Below are 18068 nucleotides of genomic sequence, written 5' to 3'. Positions count from 1 at the left end.
TGCTCCGACACTCCAGGAGGAGGTGACCATGTTCCAGCGACTGCACGACCGGCTGTACCGGCACGACGCCGAAGCCGGCTTCTCCATCATCGAGGTCATGGTCGCCATGATGGTGTTCGCGGTCATGTCGATCGGGATCGCCTACGGCATCGCGAACAGCCTCCAGCTCACGCAGACCAATCGCGGTCGCGAGACCGCGGTCGCCCTCGCCTCGCAGGACATCGACACCCTCCGCCAGACCGCGGCCGCCTCCACCGGGGGGATCTTCCGCGTCCTCAGCAAGGCCGGTCCGGACAACACGAAGACCATCGGAGGCGTCGAGTACGCCATCGACCGGAAGGTCAGCTGGGTGCAGAGCGACGGCGCGACCGGCGCGTGCGGGACGTCGAACGGCAAGCTCGCCTACAAGAGCGTCGTCGAGACCGTGACCTGGCCGAACCCGCGGGGCGGTTCCAGCACCACATCGGTCTCGTCAGCGATCGCGCCGAGCGACGCGGTCACCGATCCCGGGTACGGCACCGTGATCATCTCGGTCACCACCGCTTCGGGAGCGCCCTACGAGGGTGTCGGGATCACGATCACCCCCGTCGGCGGCGGTGGCGGTGCAGCGCTGACGGCGGCGGTCCTCCCGACCGACGCACAGGGCTGCTCGTACGCGGTGAACGTGTCGCAGGGCGACTACGCGGTCTCTGCGAGCGTCACCGGCGGCATCGACACGAACCAGCAGCAGCCGTCCGTGCAGTCGCCGATCTCGGTGACCGCCGGCGCGAGCTCGCCGGTCCCGTTCGTGTACGACCAGTCGAGCCAGCTGACCCTGCAGTACGCAGCCGGCTCCAAGGCCATGATCCCGACCAACATGCCCACGACGCTGTCGAGCACTGCCGGTGGTCTGGACGTCGTCAAGCCGTGGGACCTGGCCAGCACCTCGCTCAACGTCACCTCGAGTTCACAGCCGTCGTTGCCGGTGTTCCCGTTCGCCTCGGGCTACACGGTCTACGCCGGCCCGTACTCCAACAGCACCGGGAGTGCGACGAGCTGCCTCAGTCCCAACCCCTCGTCCTGGTCGACACCGAACGCCGCCAACGCGATCGGTGTGAGCCCGCCGTCGGTCGCCACTGCTCCCGGGAAGCCGTCGTCGGCCTCCGTGATGATGGGCGTCGCGACCGTGACCGGCGTGAAGGACCGGTACATCACTGCCGTCTCGTCGGCGAACCCGGCCGCCGGCGACCCCGGCTGCGCCGCCGGCATGACGATGAGGTTCCCGGTCTCGACCGGGGACACCGCGACCATCGCCCTGCCCTTCGGCACGTGGACGCTCTACTCCGGGACGACGTTCGGGTCGACGACGAAGAACGAGATCGCGTCGAAGGCCTCGAACGTGAAGCCCGTGACCAACGGCATGGTGAACCAGAAGACCGCGCTGGTGCTCATCAACTACGACAACACCCTGACCCTCGACCCTCGCGGGCAGACGTCGTGATGCGGGCCGTCCGACGCCTCCACCGCGAGCAGGCGGGGATCTCGCTGTCCGAACTGCTCGTCGCGGTCAGCGTGTCGATGATCATCCTCGTCGCGGTGGGCGGGTTCTTCACGGCCACCCTGCGCGCGGGGGTGACGAACACGTCCTCCGACCAGAACGCTCGGACGGCATCGATCGCGATGAACTCCATCACGCGCTACGTGCACGCCGCGAGTCTGTTGCCGAAGTCGGACGGCACCTACGCCGCTGCGGTCACCCGGGCGGCCCCGACGCAGGTGGTGTTCTTCGCGTACATCAACCTCGACGGCAACAGCACCGACAAGCCCGTGCAGATCCGCTACTCACTGAACGACGCGAAACGCCTCGTCGTGGACCAGTGGGACGGCACGGCGACGAACGGCTTCTACTCCTTCCCGGCGACGACCCAGACCCCGGCGCGGAGCCTGGTGGTGGGTGGTCCGATCGCCTCGCCGACGAGCGACGGTGTCGCGCTGTTCTCGTACCTCGGAGCCGACGGCAAGACACTCGCGACCCAGCCGGACGGAACACTGGCGACCGCGCAGTTGGGCAACGTGCGAGCCGTCCGCGTGAACCTGGAACTCGGCTCCACCACAGCCGGTGCGAGCGGCAACACCCACGTGCAGAACACCCTGTACCTCTTCAACGTCGTCTACGGCACCAGCATCGGAGCGGGTTCATCATGATCCGTCGCATCAGCGCGGTCCTCGCGCGGGCCCAGCGCGACGAGCGCGGCATGGTCCTCGGCAACGTGCTCATCTTCGGCACCGTCATGATGCTGCTCGTCGCGACGATGATCGCCGTCTCCACCTCGGGCGCGGTCAAGGCCGCGTCGGACCGCAACTTCCAGAACGCGATGGCGGCCGCGTACGCGGGGCTTGCCGACTACCAGTCGAAGCTCTCGAACGACAACGGCTACGCGCTCTACGGCAACGCGAACGCCCAGTTCAGCAAGTCGAGTGGGTCGACCTTCGTCAACGCCGACAAGAACATCGCCTTCACCAACTCCGGTTCGGACTGGGCTCCGGTCGTCGGCTCGAGCGACCAGTGGTTCCGCTACGAGGTCGACAACTCCGACTACTCCGGCAAGGGTGTCCTGCGGGTCCGTGTCACCGGGAAGGCCGGGGGAAGCGTCCGGTCGCTCGTGGCCAACCTCAAGGGCGACGGCTTCATCAACTACCTCTACTTCACCAACTACGAGTCCTCGAACCCCGCGCTCACCGGGACCGGTTGCACAACCGCCTACCAGTGGCAATCGGTCGCGGGGAAGTGCACGGCGGTGCAGTTCGCCGGCACCGACACCCTGAACGGGCCGATCCGGACCAACGACGTGTTCACCTCGGCGTGCTCGACGGTGTTCAACGGGTCGGTCGAGCAGCACGACACGACGGTGCGCCCGTCGAGCGGCACCTGCGCGGGGACGTTCAACGGCGGTGCAGCAACCGCGGTGCCGTACCTCGGTCTGCCCGCGCTGAACACGAACATGTCGCAGGAGACGCGGACCGACCTCCCCACGACGGTTCCGCGGCCCGGCTGCATGTACACCGGACCGACCCGCGTGAAGTTCCTCGGGAACGGCAAGATGACCGTGTGGTCGCCGTGGTCCCGGGCCACGCAGATCAAGGTCAACAGCTCGAGCGGGGCGGTACTCGCCGCGGACGACGCAGCGAAGGCCGCAGCGCTGTGCGGGGCGGTCTCGGATCTGCAGAGTTCCGCCGGTGCCACCATCCCGACCCTCCCCTCGAACCTGATGTACGTGCAGGACATCCCGTCCGCTTCGAACAACGTGAACGCGTGGGGTGCGGCCTTCCCGTCGAAGTACACGAACACGTACTGCACCACCACGGTCACCGTGCGGTCGAACGGTTCGGCGACGAACACGAGCAACCAGCCGTTCAACAACGGACAGGGGTTCCCGGCCGCAGGTGAGTGGATCAACGGGGGATCGTCGGGTTCCTCGTACCAGACGGGTTCGGCGTCCGACACGTACAGCTGCACGGCGGGCGACGTCTTCGTCAGCGGGGCGTTCAGCGGGGCGATGACGATCGCGGCATCCGGGACCGTGTGGGTCACCGACGACATCACCTACGTCAGCGCCACGAACGACGTGCTCGGGCTCGTCGGCCAGAACGCCGTCGAGATCTCCAACCCCGCCCGCTGCACCTCGTACCCGACGACCTACCAGTGGGGTGTCGGGTACGTGGCGGACACCTCGCGCTGCAACAGCTCGGGCGTGGGTCTGCTGAACCGGTCAGCGGGCGAATCGATCACCGTGTCGGCGGCGATCGCGAGCAACGCGGGGACGTTCTGGAACCAGAACTACGACATCGGCTCGAAGCTCGGCACCCTCAAGGTCATCGGTTCGATCGCGCAGAACTGGCGAGGGGCGGTCGCGACGACCGGCAACACCGGGTTCTCGAAGAACTACGTCTACGACCAGCGCCTGCTGACGACGGCACCCCCGAAGTTCCTGCAGCCGGTGTCGACCTCGTACGGGGTCACGACGCAGGTCGAGGTCCAGGCCGCGTACACCGCCGGCGGCTCGTGCGCGACCACGACCGGTGGTGCGTGCCGATGACCGGTCTCCAGGCGCTCGGGCCCGCACTCCCCGGACTTTCCGCCGTGTTCGGACTGCTCATCGGCTCGTTCCTCAACGTCGTGGTGCACCGCGTGCCGGCGGGCCAGTCCGTGGTCTCGCCACCGAGCGCTTGTCCGGCGTGCCGGCACACGATCCGACGCCGCGACAACGTTCCGGTGCTCTCCTGGCTCGTCCTGCGCGGACGGTGCCGTGACTGTTCCGCGCCGATCTCCGCGCGGTACCCCGCCGTCGAACTCGCCACCGCGGTCCTGTTCGGGCTCACCGCCTTCGTGGTCGTGGGCCGCTCTCCTGCGGGGACGGCACAGGACACCGTGGCGCAGGTCGTGATCCTCGTCGCGTTGTTGTACCTGATGGCGATCAGCGTCGCACTCACCCTGATCGACATCGCCACCCACACGCTCCCGAACGCGATCGTCTACCCGTCCGGGATCGTCCTCACGGTGCTCCTCGTCGTCGCGAGTGCTGCCGACGGCGACTGGTCCGCTCTCGGTCGTGCGGCGATCGGTGCCCTCGGTTCCGGTGCCCTCTACCTCGGTCTCGCGCTGGCGGTCCCCGGCGGCATGGGCCTCGGCGACGTCAAACTGGCCGTGGTCCTCGGCCTCGTCCTCGCGTACCTCGGATGGGGACCCCTCGCAGTGGGTGCTTTCGGTGCGTTCCTGGTGGGCGGTACCGTCGCGATCGCGCTCCTCCTCGCCGGCCGTGCACGTTGGCGCGGCGGGCTGCCGTTCGGGCCGTCGATGCTGGTGGGGGCATGGCTCGGGATCGTCTTCGGGGACCTCCTCTGGACCGGGTACCTCCAGGTCCTCGGGGTCGCCTGAGCGACCACCACTCCACCTCCAACGAAAGCAGCATCATGGGCAAGAGCATCGTGGGCCTCGACATCGCGGGGTCGTCGATCCGCGCGGTCGAGGTCGTCGACGCCGACAAGGCACGACCGACGGTGGTGCGCTTCGCGGAGGTCCCCACTCCGCAGGACGCGGTGAGCCGTGGCGAGGTCCTCGAACCGAACACCGTCGCGGCCACCCTCCGCGAGCTGTGGTCGACGGGGCGGTTCCGCTCGAAGAACGTCGTTCTGGGGATGGGGAACCAACGGGTGCTCTCCCGAGACCTCACGGTGCCCCTCGCCCCGATGGCACAGATCCGCGAGAGCCTCCCGTTCCAGGTGCAGGAGATGCTCCCGGTGCCGGTCGGCGACGCGATTCTCGACTTCTACCCCGTGTCCGAGGGGGAGAGCGAGAACGGCCCCGTCGTCCACGGGCTCCTGATCGCAGCCATCAAGGACGCCGTGCTGGCGAACGTCAAGGCGGTGCAGCTCGCCGGACTCAACCCGATCGGGGTCGACATGATCCCGTTCGCGCTCACCCGTGTCCTGCTCGGGCGCCAGGGTGTCCCGGGAACCGCGGCGGTGGTGCAGCTCGGCGCGGACACCACCAGCGTGGTCATCGCGACCGACGGGATCCCGCAGTTCGTCCGGATCATCCCGATGGGGGGCAACGACATCTCCCGCGCGCTGGTCGGGACCCTCGACATCACCTTCGACGAGGCCGAGGCCGTGAAGCGCCACCTCGGGCTCGGCGGATCGGCACGGACTCCGGACGACGCCCGTGCCGTCGCGGTGATCACGGCCTCGGTCCACGAACTCACGACGAGCTTGCGGAACACGATCAACTACTTCGTCAACACCCGGCCGTCGGAACCCGTGACCCGGGTGGTGCTGACCGGTGGCGGGACCCGGCTGCAGGGCATGCGGGAGGCGCTGGCGGAGCAGACGCGCCTACCCGTCACGATGGGCGCCGCGTTCGACGGCGTCGGACTCGCACGGTCGATCCCGGCCGGCGACGTCGCCGACCACGTCGATGCGATCACGGTCGCCTTCGGGTTGGCAGTAGGGAGCAGAGCAGCATGACCGTCACAGAAGCGCGACCCGTCGACGCGGTCGGTGCGGCACGGCCGGAGCGTCCCCGACGGAGCGCTCGCGGCACGCAGGTCTCGATCGCCGGTCGTGAACCCCGCGTCGACCTCCTGCCCTCCGAGGTCCACGTCGACCGTCGTGAGCGGGGCGTCGCGCGTCGTGCGTGGCTCGGTGTCCTCATCACGGCGGCCGCCGCGGCACTCGGCGTCGGCGCAGCGGCGGTCCACCAGCTGGACACCGCATCGTCACTGACCGCGGCGCAAGCCGAGACGGCGTCGTTGCTGCAGCAGCAGCAACGTTTCTCCGACGTCCGGCAGGTCGAACAGGACAGTCAGCTCCTGGAGGCGGCACGAACCGTCGGGGGGTCGACGGAGATCGACTGGAACGGCACGCTGTCCCAGCTCAAGAACGTGCTGCCGGCCGGCGTCGCCATCACCTCGATGACCATCGACTCCGCTGACGTCACCACGGCGTTCGCACAGTCGGCGGTCCCGCTCGAGAAGGCCCGTGTCGCATCGATGCAGCTGACCGTGTCGAGTCCGACCATCCCCTCGGTACCCGACTGGACGGCTCGTCTGTCGCAGCTCAAGGGCTACGCCGACTCGACCATCACGTCGGTCGCGTTGCAGGAGGACTCCGGCGGGTACACCGCGACGGTCCAGGTCCACCTCGGGGAACGGGCGTTCGACGGCAAGTACACCCAGGAGCAGTCGAAGTGAACCGCAACCGCCTCTCGTTCGTCGTCGCGCTCGTCGCGATCGGGGCCGTGCTCGCCGGGGCGTGGTTCCTCGGGGTGCAGCCGCAGCTCGCCCAGGCTGCGGACAACTCCTCGCAGCAGACGGACATCGACGCCACGAACGCCCGGAACCAGGCCGAGCTCGATCGGCTCCAGGAAGCGAGTGATGCACTCGCCGAGACGAAGACGAAACTGGACGCGCTCCGCGTCTCGGTGCCGTCGACGCCGTCGACGGAGGCTCTCCTCCGAGAACTGAACGGTGCAGCGACCACCGCTGGCGTCACGGTGACCTCGATCACCGTCGGAGACGCGAAGGCCTACGAGCCGGCGGCCGGACAAGCCTCCGACGAGCCGGCGGCTCCGGCGAGTGCCACGCCGAGCGCCGAGCCGACCCCGACGGCGCCGACTGCCCGGACCGACGCTGCGATCAACGGATCGAACTTCGTCGTCATCCCGGTGACCGTGGCGGTGCAGGGCTCCTACGACCAGGCGCTCGCCTTCACGAAGGCGGTGCAGTCCGGGCAGCGGTTGCTCCTGGTGACCGGCATCGCCTCGACGAGTTCCGACTCGGGAGCGAGCCCGATGGACGCGCAGGCATGGTCGCTCTCCGGATCGGTGTACGTCCTCGCCGAGTCGGCCACCGCGGCGAAGGGCTGAACGACCCACGGACCGGGGTCGGCCACGCCACGCCGACCCCACTTCCGCGACACCCGTCGTTGTGATTACGATGCACCGGACGCCGTGATCGCGGCTGTTCATCCCCGCTCGAACGGTCGGCTCGAATCGGCCGTTCCTCGTCGTGCCCGGAGTCGCGCGTGTTGGTCGGAATCGTGGAATTCCTCGGTTGGTTCGGTGCCGTAACCGTTCTAGCAGGTTACATCTTGTTCTCCACCGGCAAGATCCCGAACGGTCCGCTCTACCAGCTGCTCAACTTGGTCGGCGGCCTCGCGGTGGCGATCAACGTCGCCGCACACCACGCCGTCCCCTCGACGATCGTCAACGGGATCTGGGCGATCGTCGCCGTCGTGGTCCTGGTGAAGATGGGCCGAGCGCGTCGCGCGGCGAAGCGCGACGGATCCGTGTCCACCGAGCCGCCGGTCCTGCACGCTGAACCGGCCGCGACCACCGGGGTCCTGCCGGTCATCGGCCCGGCGCTGCGTGGCCACGAGCCGGAGGAAACCGCCGAGGCGGACGCCGCCACGGGCCTCCAGTCCGACGACGCGACGGACGCGACGGACGAGAAGACGGCGGATGCTGCGCCCGCCCCCATGACGGAGACCGTCCCGATCATCACGGCGACGATCGCGCTCGCCCTGGTCGCCGCAGCGCAGGAGCAGTCCGACCGGGCGGACCGTCGCGAGCACGCGGGCGACACGGGCCACGCCGAACCCGATCGCTGACCAGCCGGTCGGCGATACGATCGGCCCATGTCCCGGTGGTTGATCGCGACGATGACGTCCGTCCTCTTCATCGCGCTCGTGATCGCCGTCACGGGCTTCGAAGCCCTGCTCGCCGACGTCGAGGTCATCTCGCAGCCCGACGCCACCCCGTACCTCGGGCCCGCGATGGTGGTCGGCGCCGCGGTGGTGGTCTTCCTCGCGACCGTGGCGGGTGCCCGGGACGGCAACCCCGGCGTGACGGCCCTGGTGGCCGCGGCGACGGTCTACCTGGTCATGCTCGGCGTCGGGGCCGTGGGCTACGCGCTCGTCCGCTCGGACGCGACGGAGCTCCTCGTCTTCCCCGCGGGGTACGCCCTCGGGCCGTTCGTGGTCGGGTCGGTCGTGGTGGCGCTCCTGTCGGTGCTGGGCGGGATCACGATGGCTCGACACCAGGCGCGGACCGCCGGCGGCTCAAGCGCTGCCGCGACGCGTCCGGACGGGGCTGACGCGCGCTCCGGGCACGACCGCACGAACGCGGGCGAGGAACCCGCCGGACGGTAGTGTTCGCAGGGCACGACGCACACGCAACGGGGGAACGATGAGCGACCAGCACGCGCAGGATCCGGACCAGCACGGCGGCTGGGGCGCCGTCCCGCCGGTGGACTCGATCCGTGGCGCCGAAGGAACATCCGCCGCAGGAGCCCCCGGATTCGCCGGGATGCCCGCACCGGTGCCGCAGCGTCCTCGCCGGAAGCTCCGTCGCGGCCAGCTCATCGGCATCATCTCGGGCGGCACAGCGGTCGTCCTGCTGCTCGTCGCCGGTGTCGTCGGCTACTCGGTCGGTTCCTCCTCGCACTCGGCGGACCGCCCGGTGCGGGCGTTCCTCGACGACCTGACGGCCGGACGCGTGGCCGATGCCCTCGACGACGCGGGCATCGAACGCGAGAAGACCGACGTGCTGCTCGGTGAAGCCGCCTACGCGAAGGCATCGGACAAGGTCACCGGCTACCGCGTCGCCGCGACGCGGACGGACGGCGACACCGCGACGGTCCGCGCGTACCTGCGCCAGGGCGGGCAGGACGTCGCTGCGACCTTCACGCTGGACAAGACCGGGACGGACTGGGGTGTGTTCCCCATCTGGGAGCTGCAGGCCCCCGAGCTCGGGTCGGTCGCCGTCGCCGTGCGGGGGCCGTCCGGTGCGGCGGTCACCGTCGCCGGCCGGAACGTGAAGACCGCGAAGGACGGCACGGTGAGCCTCCGTGCACTGCCCGGCACGTACGACGTCGCCTTCGACGGTGGCAAGTGGACCACGGCGCGTGGGGGATCGGCGAGCGTCAGCGGGTTCGGTCGGTCGACCTCGACCCCGGTGCAGATGACCACTACCCTGACCACCGCCGGGCAGCAGGCCGCCAAGCGGGCTGTGGACGACTGGGTGGACGGCTGCATCGCCTCCACCGACGCCGCCCCCGCCGGGTGCAGTTTCTACGCGTACGGGCAGAACCCCGCGTACACGTACTCGAACCAGAAGTGGACGCTCGAGACGCGGCCGACGGTCCGGGTCGGCAGCTGGACGACGAACGGCTGGTTGATCACGACGACGGCGCCCGGCCGGGCGAAGTACACGGCCGACATCTCGGGTGCTGCCGGCACCGGGACGGCCTCCGCGGGGCCGCTCAACGTGAACGCGAGCGGGTACGTCACGGGCTTCTCGAGCGACGGCGCCACGTTCCGCTCGGCGGTGGGCAACGGGTCGTCCGACACCGGCTCATGACGGTGTCGGTTCCCGGAGTGACCCGGATTGATTTCGTCCCGTTACGCGGGTAGTCTCTACCGGGTGTGCGCCCTCGGGCGCGCCCGAAAAGTCCGGCGAGCGGGATCGCCCAGCCGGACCACTCCGTCCCCCACTCGAACACCCGCCGTCCGGCGGTGCTCAGCGTGGGACGAGGAAGCCGGCGGAACGCGCCGGCCAGAGAGCACGAGCGAAGAACCAGGAGAACAGTTGCCTACTATTCAGCAGCTGGTTCGCAAGGGTCGTACGCCGAAGGTCACCAAGACCAAGGCGCCCGCCCTGAAGGCGAACCCCCAGCAGCGTGGTGTGTGCACCCGCGTCTACACCACCACCCCCAAGAAGCCGAACTCGGCACTGCGCAAGGTCGCTCGTGTCAAGCTCTCGAACGGCACCGAGGTCACGGCCTACATCCCCGGTGAGGGCCACAACCTCCAGGAGCACTCGATGGTGCTCGTCCGCGGCGGTCGTGTGAAGGACCTCCCGGGTGTGCGGTACAAGATCATCCGTGGCGCCCTGGACACCCAGGCAGTCAAGAACCGTAAGCAGGCTCGTAGCCGCTACGGCGCGAAGAAGGGTTGAGTTAGATGCCTCGTAAGGGTCCCGCCCCCAAGCGTCCCGTCGTCGCCGACCCGGTCTACGGTGCGCCGATCGTCAGCCAGCTCGTCAACAAGATCCTGCTCGACGGCAAGAAGGGCCTCGCCGAGCGCATCGTCTACGGTGCACTCGAGGGCGTTTCCGCCAAGAACCAGCAGGACGCCGTCGTGACGCTGAAGAAGGCGCTCGACAACGTCCGTCCGACTCTCGAGGTCCGTAGCCGCCGCGTCGGTGGCTCGACCTACCAGGTCCCGGTCGAGGTCAAGCCGCACCGCGCGAACACCCTCGCGCTCCGTTGGCTCACCTCGTACGCCAAGGCCCGTCGCGAGAAGACGATGACCGAGCGTCTCATGAACGAGATCCTCGACGCGTCGAACGGTCTCGGTGCCGCGGTCAAGCGCCGCGAGGACACGCACAAGATGGCCGAGTCGAACAAGGCCTTCGCCCACTACCGCTGGTAGTCCCGGCACCGTCCGGGCGCCGGTGGTCAAGAACCCCGGCGCCCGGACGGCCGCCAACCTCTCCTACAACTCTTCCGGAGGAACCCTGTGGCACAGGACGTGCTCACCGACCTGAACAAGGTCCGCAACATCGGCATCATGGCGCACATCGATGCCGGCAAGACCACGACGACCGAGCGCATCCTGTTCTACACGGGCATCACGCACAAGATCGGTGAGGTCCACGACGGCGCTGCCACGATGGACTGGATGGCGCAGGAGCAGGAGCGCGGCATCACGATCACGTCGGCCGCGACGACCTGCTTCTGGGACAACAACCAGATCAACATCATCGACACCCCCGGTCACGTGGACTTCACGGTCGAGGTGGAGCGTTCGCTCCGCGTCCTCGACGGTGCGGTCGCCGTCTTCGACGGCAAGGAGGGCGTCGAGCCCCAGTCCGAGACCGTCTGGCGTCAGGCCGACAAGTACGACGTCCCGCGCATCTGCTTCGTCAACAAGATGGACAAGCTGGGCGCCGACTTCTACTACACCGTCGACACCATCGTGAACCGCCTCGGCGCGGAGCCCCTCGTGCTCCAGCTGCCGATCGGCTCCGAGAGCTCGTTCGAAGGCGTCGTCGACCTCGTCCAGATGCGTGCACTCACCTGGCGCGGCGACGCCAAGGGTGACGTCGCGATGGGCGCGAAGTACGAGATCGAAGAGATCCCGGCCGACCTGCAGGACCGCGCCGCCGAGTACCGCGAGAAGCTCATCGAGCGCGTGGCCGAGGCGGACGACGTCCTCATGGAGCGCTACCTCGAGGGCGACACCGACTTCTCGGTCGCCGAGATCAAGGCAGCCATCCGTGCCCTCACGGTGAGCAGCACGCTCTACCCGGTCCTCTGCGGTTCCGCGTTCAAGAACCGTGGTGTCCAGCCGATGCTCGACGCCGTCATCGACTACCTCCCGTCCCCGCTCGACGTGCCGCCGATGATCGGCCACGACGTCAAGGACGAGGAGAAGGAGATCATCCGCAAGCCCGACGCGTCGGAGCCGTTCTCGGCCCTCGCGTTCAAGGTCGCGGTGCACCCGTTCTTCGGTCGTCTGACCTACGTGCGCGTCTACTCCGGCTCGATCGAGTCCGGTGCCCAGGTCATCAACTCGACCAAGGGCAAGAAGGAGCGCATCGGCAAGATCTTCCAGATGCACTCCAACAAGGAGAACCCGGTCGCCAACGTGACCGCTGGCCACATCTACGCGGTCATCGGCCTCAAGGACACCACCACCGGTGACACCCTGTGCGACCCGACCAACCAGGTCGTCCTCGAGTCGATGACGTTCCCGGAGCCGGTCATCGAGGTCGCCATCGAGCCGAACACGAAGGCCGACCAGGAGAAGCTCTCCACGGCCATCCAGAAGCTCGCCGAAGAGGACCCGACGTTCCGCGTCGAGCTCAACGCCGAGACCGGTCAGACGACGATCAAGGGCATGGGCGAGCTCCACCTCGACATCCTCGTCGACCGCATGAAGCGTGAGTTCCACGTCGAGGCGAGCGTCGGCAAGCCCCAGGTGGCTTACCGCGAGACGCTCACCAAGATCGTCGAGCGCTACGACTACACCCACAAGAAGCAGACCGGTGGTTCCGGCCAGTTCGCGAAGGTGCAGATCGCGCTCGAGCCGATGGAGGTCACGAGCGAGAAGGTCTACGAGTTCGTCAACGCGACCTCCGGTGGCCGTGTCCCGCGCGAGTACATCCCGTCGGTCGACGCCGGTATCCAGGACGCCATGCAGGTCGGCATCCTCGCGGGCTACCCGACGGTCGGCGTGAAGGCCATCCTCAAGGACGGCGCGGCGCACGACGTCGACTCGTCCGAGATGGCGTTCAAGATCGCCGGCTCGATCGCCTACAAGGAAGCGGCTCGCAAGGCCGGTCCGGCGATCCTCGAGCCGATCATGGCCGTCGAGGTCCGTACTCCTGAGGAGTACATGGGCGACGTCATCGGTGACCTGAACTCCCGTCGTGGCCAGATCGCCTCGATGGAGGACGCCTCGGGCGTCAAGGTGGTCCGCGCGAGCGTGCCGCTGTCCGAGATGTTCGGCTACGTCGGCGACCTGCGGTCGAAGACCTCTGGTCGTGCGGTCTACTCGATGACCTTCGAGACCTACAGCCAGGTCCCGGCCAAGGTCGCCGAGGAGATCATCGCGAAGAACGCGGGGGAGTAGCGCTCAGCGCTTCTCCACAGGCGGGGGCGCCCGGCGACGGGCCCCTCGCCACCAAGTAAAGTACAGACACACACCGCGCACCAACGGTCCCGAGCCCATCCAGGGCCGGCCGGGGGTGACGCTTCCGAGTCCTGAGGAGGACCCACAGTGGCCAAGGCCAAGTTCGAGCGCACCAAGCCGCACGTCAACATCGGAACCATCGGTCACGTCGACCACGGCAAGACCACGCTCACGGCGGCGATCACCAAGGTTCTGCACGACCAGTACCCGGACCTCAACGAGGCCCGCGACTTCGCGCAGATCGACAACGCTCCCGAGGAGCGCCAGCGCGGCATCACGATCAACATCTCGCACGTCGAGTACCAGACCGAGAAGCGTCACTACGCGCACGTCGACGCCCCCGGTCACGCCGACTACGTGAAGAACATGATCACGGGTGCGGCACAGATGGACGGCGCGATCCTCGTGGTCGCCGCCACCGACGGCCCGATGCCCCAGACGCGTGAGCACGTCCTGCTCGCCCGCCAGGTCGGCGTCCCCTACATCGTCGTCGCACTGAACAAGTCCGACATGGTGGACGACGAGGAGATCCTGGAGCTCGTCGAGCTCGAGGTCCGCGAGCTCCTCGGCTCGCAGCAGTTCGACGAGGACGCCCCCGTCGTGCAGGTCTCGGCGCTCAAGGCGCTCGAGGGCGACGAGAAGTGGGTCAAGTCGGTCCAGGACCTCATGGCCCAGGTCGACGAGCACGTGCCGGACCCGGTGCGCGCCACCGACCAGCCGTTCCTGATGCCGATCGAGGACGTCTTCACGATCACCGGTCGTGGCACGGTCGTCACCGGTCGCGTCGAGCGTGGCACGCTCAACCTGAACGCCGAGGTCGAGATCGTCGGCATCCGCGCGACGCAGAAGACCACCGTCACGGGCATCGAGATGTTCCGCAAGCTGCTCGACCAGGCGGTCGCCGGTGACAACACCGGTCTGCTCATCCGTGGCCTCAAGCGCGAGGACGTGGAGCGCGGCCAGGTCGTCGTGAAGCCGGGTTCGGTCACGCCGCACACCGAGTTCCAGGCGAACGCGTACATTCTGACCAAGGACGAGGGTGGGCGTCACAACCCGTTCTACGCGAACTACCGCCCGCAGTTCTACTTCCGCACCACGGACGTCACCGGCGTCATCACGCTGCCCGAGGGCACCGAGATGGTCATGCCCGGTGACACCGTCGCCATGACGGTCGAGCTGATCCAGCCGATCGCCATGGAAGAGGGCCTCCGTTTCGCCATCCGTGAGGGTGGTCGTACGGTCGGTGCCGGTACGGTCGAGAAGATCATCAAGTAGCTCCGGTTCCTTGCGACAGCGGGGTCGGGCCTTCGGGCCCGGCCCCGCTTCGCCGTACGGCGCCACTGGCGGGCCGTACAGGGCGCCGGACAGGAGGCCCGGGGCGGGGCCCGCCACGGGCCTCCTGTCCGCCCCGTGACCCGTCACAGGCGTCACGGAGTTGGCTCGATCGCGTGACCCGTCTCCGCAGATCCGCGACCTCCGGTCGCGGCTACCACCGCGTCCGTTCCGGACGCGGTTTCTCGTTCCGCGATCCCGACGGCAACACCGTGACGGACCCGGACGAACGCCGTCGGCTCGAGGAGTTCGTGATCCCGCCGGCGTGGGACGACGTCTGGATCTCCCCGTACGAGAACGGCCACATCCTGGCGACGGGCACGGACGGTGCGGGGCGCCGCCAGTACATGTACCACCCGTCCTGGCGTGAACGGATGGACCGGATCAAGTACGACCGTGCGCTGGCACTGGCCGAGTCGTTGCCGGTCGCCCGCCGCGGTGTCACGCAGGACCTCCGTCGCCCCGAGCCGGACCGCCGCCGTGCGCTGGCCGCAGCGTTCCGCATGCTCGATCAGGGGTCCCTCCGGGTCGGGTCCGAGCGGTACGCCACCGAGCATGGCAGTCGGGGGCTGTCCACGCTGCTGTGCGCGCACGCCCACGTGTCGGGCGACGACATCGAGCTCGACTTCCCCGGCAAGAGCGGGCAGGAGTGGTCGTCGTCGATCCACGACCACGACCTCGCGCGGGTCATCGCCGGCATGAAGCGTCGCGGGCCCAACGCGCGGTTGCTCTCGTTCCGCGAGCGTCGCGGTGCGGAGTGGGAGCCGCTCTCCGCCGAGGACATCAACGCCTACGTGAAGGAACGTGCGGGCGACGAGTTCACCGCGAAGGACTTCCGGACCCTGCACGGCACGGTCGCGGCCGCGGTCGACCTGGCGAAGACCGGACCGCAGTCGTCCCAGGCCAAGCGGAAGAAGGCCGTCTCGCACGCCGTGAAGGCCGCCAGCGACGAGCTCGGCAACACCCCGACGGTGTGCCGACAGAGCTACATCGACCCCCGGTTGCTCGACGCGTACGACCACGGGGAGACCATCGATCCGAACCGCCTGGCGTCCGCCGAGGCCGAGGTCCGGGCGCTGCTCTACCGACAATGACCCGGGGGCCGTCCGGATGACGTAGCGTTGGTCGACGTGCCGGACCACCCCCACACGGCACGGAAGGACCCACAACAGTCGTGACCGACGAGTGCATCCACGGATTCCCCACCGAGCTCTGCGACATCTGCGCACCCCGGCAGCGCGAGGCGTCGGAAATCCCAGCCACCCCGGCACCCCGCCGGACCCGCATCACCACCAACCTGCGCGTCGACCCGCCGGCCTCCGGGCCCGGGACGTCGCTCCGGTCGCCGACGTCGCTCCGTTCGTCGTCCGCCGACCTGCCCGAAGCACGTGAGTTCGCAGCGCTCCGCGCCCACCACGTCACCCACATCGACAACCTCGACGGCATCGTCGGCGCCGGCGCGATCCTGGCGTCCGACCAGGCCGAGCCGGTCGTGGACGTCAGTTCCGCCGACACCCGCGCCGCCCGCGCCGAGGCCGAGGCGCCCGACGGCTCCTCGATCGCCGGCCACGTGCCGTTCACGCTGTCGCCCGACGCCACCCGCTGGGACGAGCTCCGTACGGGCGCCGAGGGCGAGCGCTGGTCGGACGCCGCCCGCCGCACCCGGGCGATCGACTACGTCGTGCTCGTCGTGCCGGTCTCCGCGTTCGGTGCCTCGGTGATCGTCGCCGACCAGGACGCCGACGCCGACGACGTCCGGTTCGCCGTCGGTCCCGACGCCGGCACGAACCTGATCCGTCGCACCGACTTCACGGACCCGGAGATGCACGGCCTCGAGCTGCTCGCCGGTCCGAGTGTGCCGTTCACGTCGGTCGCGGTCATCGGCGTGCCGAACGACAAGGCCCGGCAGACCGTCCGCGCCGTGCTCGCCGACCACGGTGGACACGCTCCGCGAGTGGCCGTCTTCCCGCCGTGGTTCGTGCCCCCGGTGACCGCCGAGTGACGGTCTCCTGACCCGTGTCGACGCACCCTCCGGACCCCGTCCGGAGGGTGCGTCGCGTTGCGGGGCCGAGCCGGGCCTCCAGGCCGTCCGATCCGCGTGGATCCGGGCAAGCGAGCCCGCGGGACACGCCCGGTAATTCGCGACACGCCCGGGTTGCACGTGGGCCGGGGCTATGCGAGACTTGTCCGGTTCCGAATTCCCCGTGGGTGTACGCCCACAGGATCACTGCTCTGGCAGTGCACAACCCCCTTGTTCAGCAGGGCTGGGTTGGGCCGCAGGCAGCAGAACACGACTCCCCGAAGGGTGACGGACGCGGTGTACCACTGCTGCGCCCGGAGCACGAGGCAGTCGATTGCCCACGCTGGACGGCCACGGTCGCCCGCGAGGTTGACAGGTGAACAGCGGTCATCCCCAGTGGATGCGGCCGGTTGGTTCAGGAAAACAGCACGGTCCGCAGGAATGCGGAACCGAGCGGCGTCAGGCGGCCAGAGGGTGCGCGGCGCAGAGAGGACAAGAGACACATGGCGGGACAGAAGATCCGCATCCGGCTCAAGTCGTATGACCACGAGGTCATCGACACGTCGGCCCGGAAGATCGTCGACACGGTGACCCGTGCCGGTGCAACCGTGGTCGGCCCGGTGCCGCTCCCCACCGAGAAGAACGTGATCGCAGTGATCCGTTCCCCTCACAAGTACAAGGACTCGCGCGAGCACTTCGAGAAGCGCACGCACAAGCGGGTCATCGACATCGTCGACCCGACGCCGAAGGCCGTGGACTCGCTCATGCGACTCGACCTGCCGGCAGACGTCAACATCGAGATCAAGCTGTAAGGGGGCTGACCAATGGCGAACTCAACCAAGACCGTCAAGGGCCTCCTCGGCAAGAAGCTCGGGATGACCCAGGTGTGGGACGAGAACAACAAGTTCATCCCCGTCACCGTCATCGAGGTCGGCCCGAACGTGGTCACCCAGATCCGCAACGCTGAGCGCGACGGCTACGAGGCGATCCAGATCGCCGCCGGTGCCATCGACCCGCGCAAGGTCAACAAGCCGGCCGCTGGCCACTTCGAGGCCGCTGGCGTGACCCCGCGTCGCACCCTCACCGAGATCCGTACCAACGACTCCGCTGAGTACACGCTCGGCCAGGAGCTCACCGTGGACGGCACGTTCACGGCGGGCCAGAAGGTCGACGTCGTCGGTACCTCCAAGGGCAAGGGCTTCGCCGGTGTCATGAAGCGCCACGGCTTCCACGGCGTCGGCGCCTCGCACGGTGCGCACCGCAACCACCGCAAGCCCGGCTCGATCGGTGCTTCCTCGACCCCGTCGCGCGTCTTCAAGGGCATGCGCATGGCTGGTCGTATGGGTGGCGACCGCGTGACCGTCCTCAACCTCACGGTGCACGCCGTCGACGCCGAGAAGGGTCTGCTGCTCGTCAAGGGCGCCGTCCCCGGTGCTCGTGGCCGCTCCGTCTTCGTCCGCACCGCCGTGAAGGGTAAGTGATC

General features: G+C 68.6%; 18 protein-coding genes. All 18 read left to right on the top strand.

Going from position 1 to position 18068, the window contains the following annotated elements; translation table 11 throughout:
• Nucleotides 1–28 precede the first annotated feature (28 nt).
• A complete protein-coding gene (locus tag DEJ03_RS01380; RefSeq protein ID WP_146237626.1) occupies nt 29–1480 on the top strand; it encodes a prepilin-type N-terminal cleavage/methylation domain-containing protein in 1452 nt (483 codons plus the stop codon).
• Nucleotides 1480–2184, top strand: a complete 705-nt coding sequence (locus DEJ03_RS01375; RefSeq protein ID WP_110863223.1) for a PilW family protein — start codon at nt 1480–1482, stop codon at nt 2182–2184. The genes DEJ03_RS01380 and DEJ03_RS01375 overlap by 1 nt, the downstream gene beginning before the upstream one ends.
• Nucleotides 2181–4076 (top strand): hypothetical protein, encoded by a 1896-nt coding sequence (locus DEJ03_RS01370; protein ID WP_110863222.1) that lies wholly within the window; start codon nt 2181–2183, stop codon nt 4074–4076. Before DEJ03_RS01375 ends, DEJ03_RS01370 begins: the two co-directional genes overlap by 4 nt.
• Complete coding sequence (locus tag DEJ03_RS01365) at nt 4073–4915, top strand: A24 family peptidase (RefSeq protein ID WP_110863298.1); 843 nt, start codon at nt 4073–4075, stop codon at nt 4913–4915. The genes DEJ03_RS01370 and DEJ03_RS01365 overlap by 4 nt, the downstream gene beginning before the upstream one ends.
• Before the next feature lie 35 nt (nt 4916–4950).
• Nucleotides 4951–6003 (top strand): type IV pilus assembly protein PilM, encoded by a 1053-nt coding sequence (pilM, locus tag DEJ03_RS01360; protein ID WP_110859490.1) that lies wholly within the window; start codon nt 4951–4953, stop codon nt 6001–6003.
• Entirely contained in the window at nt 6000–6728 is a 729-nt protein-coding gene (locus DEJ03_RS01355) for a hypothetical protein (protein WP_110863221.1), read from the top strand. The genes pilM and DEJ03_RS01355 overlap by 4 nt, the downstream gene beginning before the upstream one ends.
• Entirely contained in the window at nt 6725–7402 is a 678-nt protein-coding gene (locus tag DEJ03_RS01350; RefSeq protein WP_110863220.1) for a type 4a pilus biogenesis protein PilO, read from the top strand. Before DEJ03_RS01355 ends, DEJ03_RS01350 begins: the two co-directional genes overlap by 4 nt.
• A gap of 224 nt (nt 7403–7626) precedes the next feature.
• Nucleotides 7627–8145: a hypothetical protein gene (locus DEJ03_RS01345; RefSeq protein WP_110863219.1), complete on the top strand. Its 519-nt coding sequence runs from the start codon at nt 7627–7629 to the stop codon at nt 8143–8145.
• A 27-nt stretch (nt 8146–8172) separates the two neighbouring features.
• Nucleotides 8173–8685 (top strand): DUF6121 family protein, encoded by a 513-nt coding sequence (locus tag DEJ03_RS01340; RefSeq protein ID WP_110863218.1) that lies wholly within the window; start codon nt 8173–8175, stop codon nt 8683–8685.
• Between the two features lie 37 nt (nt 8686–8722).
• Entirely contained in the window at nt 8723–9895 is a 1173-nt protein-coding gene (locus DEJ03_RS01335; RefSeq protein WP_110863217.1) for a hypothetical protein, read from the top strand.
• 228 nt (nt 9896–10123) lie between these two features.
• Entirely contained in the window at nt 10124–10492 is a 369-nt protein-coding gene (gene rpsL, locus DEJ03_RS01330; protein WP_017885540.1) for a 30S ribosomal protein S12, read from the top strand.
• 5 nt (nt 10493–10497) lie between these two features.
• Complete coding sequence (gene rpsG / locus DEJ03_RS01325; protein WP_017885539.1) at nt 10498–10968, top strand: 30S ribosomal protein S7; 471 nt, start codon at nt 10498–10500, stop codon at nt 10966–10968.
• Nucleotides 10969–11055: 87 nt separating this feature from the next.
• A complete protein-coding gene (fusA, locus tag DEJ03_RS01320; RefSeq protein ID WP_027466735.1) occupies nt 11056–13173 on the top strand; it encodes an elongation factor G in 2118 nt (705 codons plus the stop codon).
• 147 nt (nt 13174–13320) lie between these two features.
• Nucleotides 13321–14508: an elongation factor Tu gene (gene tuf / locus DEJ03_RS01315; RefSeq protein WP_027466734.1), complete on the top strand. Its 1188-nt coding sequence runs from the start codon at nt 13321–13323 to the stop codon at nt 14506–14508.
• 173 nt (nt 14509–14681) lie between these two features.
• Nucleotides 14682–15659 (top strand): DNA topoisomerase IB, encoded by a 978-nt coding sequence (locus DEJ03_RS01310; RefSeq protein WP_027466733.1) that lies wholly within the window; start codon nt 14682–14684, stop codon nt 15657–15659.
• An 80-nt stretch (nt 15660–15739) separates the two neighbouring features.
• A complete protein-coding gene (locus DEJ03_RS01305) occupies nt 15740–16567 on the top strand; it encodes a DarT ssDNA thymidine ADP-ribosyltransferase family protein (RefSeq protein ID WP_084741336.1) in 828 nt (275 codons plus the stop codon).
• Nucleotides 16568–17088: 521 nt separating this feature from the next.
• Nucleotides 17089–17397, top strand: a complete 309-nt coding sequence (gene rpsJ / locus DEJ03_RS01300; RefSeq protein ID WP_017885534.1) for a 30S ribosomal protein S10 — start codon at nt 17089–17091, stop codon at nt 17395–17397.
• A 12-nt stretch (nt 17398–17409) separates the two neighbouring features.
• Nucleotides 17410–18066, top strand: coding sequence for a 50S ribosomal protein L3 (gene rplC / locus DEJ03_RS01295; RefSeq protein ID WP_027466731.1), 657 nt, complete (start codon nt 17410–17412; stop codon nt 18064–18066).
• Nucleotides 18067–18068: the final 2 nt, after the last annotated feature.

It is taken from the genome of Curtobacterium sp. MCLR17_043, assembly GCF_003224215.1.
Taxonomy (GTDB): Bacteria; Actinomycetota; Actinomycetes; order Actinomycetales; family Microbacteriaceae; genus Curtobacterium; species Curtobacterium flaccumfaciens.
This window is presented reverse-complemented; position numbering and strand designations above follow the sequence as displayed.